Source organism: Mycobacterium sp. (assembly GCF_052144515.1).
Taxonomy (GTDB): Bacteria; Actinomycetota; Actinomycetes; order Mycobacteriales; family Mycobacteriaceae; genus Mycobacterium.
Genome location: NZ_JBKQQD010000479.1, coordinates 1 through 3,446, shown reverse-complemented (window position 1 = coordinate 3,446; position 3,446 = coordinate 1). Strand labels below are relative to the sequence as shown.

The following is a 3,446-nucleotide window of genomic DNA, read 5'->3' as shown; positions in this document are numbered from 1 at the left end:
CACTATCCTTTCAAATCATCCCCCAAATCCGGATCAGATCGGCCGGGCGGATGGTCCTTCCCGGTCCATGGGATTATCATCGACGGCTGGACGGTATGGTTCGCCGGACTGGGCAGCAGAGGGCAATCGGCCACTTGGATGAAGGCCGAGCATCTCGCGAGGGAATATGGCAAGGCACGTGCGCTCGACCTGACCGAGGATGACTATATCCGACTGATCGAGGCGTTCGATTTTGCTGCTCACGAATTGGTTGGGGCTTTGGAGCGCGCATGCGCGGACGGTTTGCGTCGTTCCCCTTGAGACCGCCTGGGGGATGCGCCCATACCACCTGTCGAGCAGGTGATGTGGCACCGCATCCCCACCAGAAACGGGCTCACCGTGCCTGTCGGGCAGGCATCTGATGGGCTGGGTTCCCCGACCCGCTGCGCGCGCAGCGCGATCGGGAGAGTAACCAACGTGGCGGCTGAAGCGTCTTCATTGCATGCATCGAAGCCGGGGGCATCATGCGCCAAAAAGGTTAACAACTTGTTACATCAGCCGTCCGAAAGATTGACGTACGGCACGGTCCGCCCCCATCCGTCAATCTTTCGGCCGGTTGGTATTGGCGCTACGAGCAGATCGCCCAAGGCATGCCACCGGACTGTTTTGGCCACCTTGCGCTCCGCGTTGCAGACCGAACGCCTGTGGCGGACAGGCTCTGGCACGATCCCCGAGCCTCCGGGTGCGCTGCCGGCAGGCGGCGGTTCAACTGTAGTTCGGGAAACAGGCGGATGCGGGAACAGTGAAACCGTTGACCATCGCCGTCAGCAGAACCGGCGCGACGGTGACGAAATCGTAGTTGATGGAGACCTGCGAAACGCCGCCGACTCCGCCACAGGTCGCCGTGTTGCTAAGTGAGACCATCCCCGAGGCGATGACGCCGCCGCGCGAGGACGCCAGGCTCACGACGTAGTTCGTGGTGTTGGCGGAACTGTAGGCGCCGGCGCTCACGGTCACCGTCGCACCTGCCCGGGCAGCGTCATCGCTGTTGGCGACGATGCCGCGGTTCGCCGGTAGCAGTGCGAATGCCCTGAGCTCCCGCGGTCTCTGCTAGCACCATCCCGGTGGCGGGTTTGCGAGGCAGGCGTTGGGGATCAGCCGCGGGGTTGTCAGGGAATACTCGATGTTCAGGAATATCGAGTTCAGGGCGGTGATGCTCGGGTGAGCGCTCGATGAGCAGCCGTCCGCGTCGTCGGCGTAGAACTTCGTCGGATCGTTGACATAGGTACCTGCCTTGGCCCCCGGAACATTGGCGATTTGGCTCATCACGTAGCACGCGTTGGCGTAAGATCCCGAGTCTGTGGTGCAACCGCCGGACGACGCCGTGCCATAGGAGATCGTGTACACCCAGGTGCCCGCACTCGCCGCGTGTTGCGCCGCCGTGATCGCCGCTTTGCACTCGTTGCTGGCCGTTGTTGTCGTTCCTTGCTCCACCATATTGGCGGACGTAGCATTCGCTTCCCCGTCGCTCATAAGGATGATCACGTTCCTCGCGCCCGACCGGGCGCTGGCTGTCAGGTTGCTCTGGGCCACGTTGATCGCATCGGCGTAGAAGGTGCCGTACCCGCCTGGCGCTGCGATAGACTTTAAGCAAGTTATCAGGCTGGAACTCGCGTTAAGAGTGGTCGCCGTGTCGGACGTCCGGTAATCGCTCGACAAAGGGACGACCTGGTAGATCGGCGGCCAAACACCAATGGAGTCGCCATTCGCGATGGTGTCTTTCGATGTCGGTGTCGTGCTCATTACCGCCGTCGTGGCGGTCGTCGACGTGATGGTGGTACCGGTCTGGATGTACGACGGGTGCGTCTCGTCGGTCACCAATGCCTGCAATCCGGTGTTGAAGGCCGGCGTCGCTGCGAAATGCAGCGTGCTCGATGTGTCCGCGGTCGTGGCGTTGGTTTTGCCGTTGATCCCCGCGTACGCCGTCGTTGACAGGCTGGCACAATTAAAGCTCGCCGGCGGGGCGCTTTGCAACCCTGGAAACTGCAGCAATCCTGCCTCGTCCACCGGTTTCGTGACGTTGTGATTTACCACCGCGCCGCAACTGGTCAGGTTGGATGCGCAGGGCCAAAGCTCGCCCAGCAGTGCCTCAAAGCCTTCTACCGCACACTGGATTTTCGTACTGCCGCAGGTGGCGTCGGCGTCGCCCATCGATGCAGTCGCATCGACGATGAAAATCACGTTGAGCGGCGGCGGCGCCTGGCCCGCCGCGAGCGCAGCCTCGCTTGCCGTCATATTCACCGAAGAGAATCCCAGAATCTTCGCGAAAAACTGCGGGATGGTCGCCGTCTGCTCCACCTGGATGCCGTTCGCGAGCGTTGCAGGCGTCTGGTTGGTGGTGCATGCAGGTCCGATCTTGAAACACTGCAGCGCCGGGTATCCCGCCGCCATCACGGTGGTGACACCAGGGATGTTGTTCATGTTCGGAGGCGAACTCGTCACGGAACTGTACGAAGTCGCTGTGGCGATCGGCGTCCCGCCGACACCGATGTCCTTCGCTCCTGCCAACGCCGCCGCAGTGGTTGACTCCTGGAGCGCGTTCTTGGCCCATAACACATAGCCTACGTCAACCGATATCGAGGCGAAGCCGAGCAGGGCAGTCATCCCGACCGCCGCCAGTATGGCAACGGAGCTGCTTTTGTCCCTGAGCACTCGGCGAAAACAGGACTCTGTGTCCCGGTTCATTGCACGCGCTCCGTCTGTTGGGCCATCAGGGTGCAGCCAGGCATCAAATCATAGACGACTTGCGACGACGCACACGGATATGTTGCCTTCGCCGTCACGTACCCGGTGCCGGCCGACAGCGCCGGCGCGCATGCAACGTCGGTCGTGCATGGCGTCCCATTGACCGACAAGGTAATCGTCAGCGGCGTCAGGGTCGGCGCCGCTGTCGTGATCGCGCTCACCGCGTCGGTATAGGGCGTCGCGTCCACTCCGGCGCTGAATGCGAACTGCATTGCACCGGAGCCGACGGCATTCGCCAGCGTGAAGTATTCGCTCAGGACTATCACGAACTCGGCCTCTCCAAACACGACAAGGAACAGCACCGGAGCGATAATGGCGAACTCCAGGGCGGATGTGCCCCGCCTGTCCTTCCCCCGCAAGCCGCCGAGCAGACTGAACCGGCCCATCGTCATGTCACTTCACCATCGTGATCTGTATTCATCGTGGTGGTGGAACTGCTGGCATTGCACGCGAGTGCATCGGCATAGGCGGCGCTATTCGCCGTGCGCTGGTCCGCCATTTTGACGAGACAGGCCGTGAGCTGATGCACCACGCCCGACCCAGGCCGGTCGGCAACCCAACTCAGGCGGTGGTGGAGGGTGGCGAGCCACCCGGTGCGCCTTTGGTCACTCATGGCTCGGTCAGTTGGCATGGCTAGTTCATTTCTCTGTAGCATCGAGGGC

The 3,446-nt window shown here is 62.2% G+C and carries 5 protein-coding genes; 1 reads left to right on the top strand and 4 read right to left on the bottom strand.

Annotated features, from left to right (window positions below):
* A partial coding sequence (locus tag ACLP9N_RS32305; RefSeq protein ID WP_442411206.1) for a hypothetical protein occupies positions 1-300 on the top strand: 300 nt, incomplete at its 5' end.
* A gap of 444 nt (positions 301-744) precedes the next feature.
* On the opposite strand, the gene ACLP9N_RS32300 is transcribed toward ACLP9N_RS32305, so the two are convergent.
* The 4 genes from ACLP9N_RS32300 to ACLP9N_RS32285 form a co-directional block, all read right to left on the bottom strand.
* Positions 745-996, bottom strand: coding sequence for a hypothetical protein (locus ACLP9N_RS32300; protein ID WP_442411205.1), 252 nt, complete (start codon positions 994-996; stop codon positions 745-747).
* 93 nt (positions 997-1,089) lie between these two features.
* Positions 1,090-2,643 carry a VWA domain-containing protein gene (locus tag ACLP9N_RS32295; protein ID WP_442411204.1) on the bottom strand — a complete coding sequence of 518 codons (1,554 nt, stop codon included), beginning with the start codon at positions 2,641-2,643 and terminating at the stop codon, positions 1,090-1,092.
* 77 nt (positions 2,644-2,720) lie between these two features.
* Positions 2,721-3,176, bottom strand: coding sequence for a TadE/TadG family type IV pilus assembly protein (locus ACLP9N_RS32290; RefSeq protein WP_442411203.1), 456 nt, complete (start codon positions 3,174-3,176; stop codon positions 2,721-2,723).
* A partial coding sequence (locus ACLP9N_RS32285; protein ID WP_442411202.1) for a hypothetical protein occupies positions 3,173-3,446 on the bottom strand: 274 nt, incomplete at its 5' end. The genes ACLP9N_RS32290 and ACLP9N_RS32285, both read right to left, overlap by 4 nt.

What these genes read in the sequence shown, in the direction of transcription:
- ACLP9N_RS32295 (WP_442411204.1), bottom strand. Translation starts at nt 2,643, where the DNA reads ATGACTGCCCTGCTCGGCTTCGCCTCGATATCGGTTGACGTAGGCTAT.
- ACLP9N_RS32290 (WP_442411203.1), bottom strand. Translation starts at nt 3,176, where the DNA reads ATGACGATGGGCCGGTTCAGTCTGCTCGGCGGCTTGCGGGGGAAGGAC.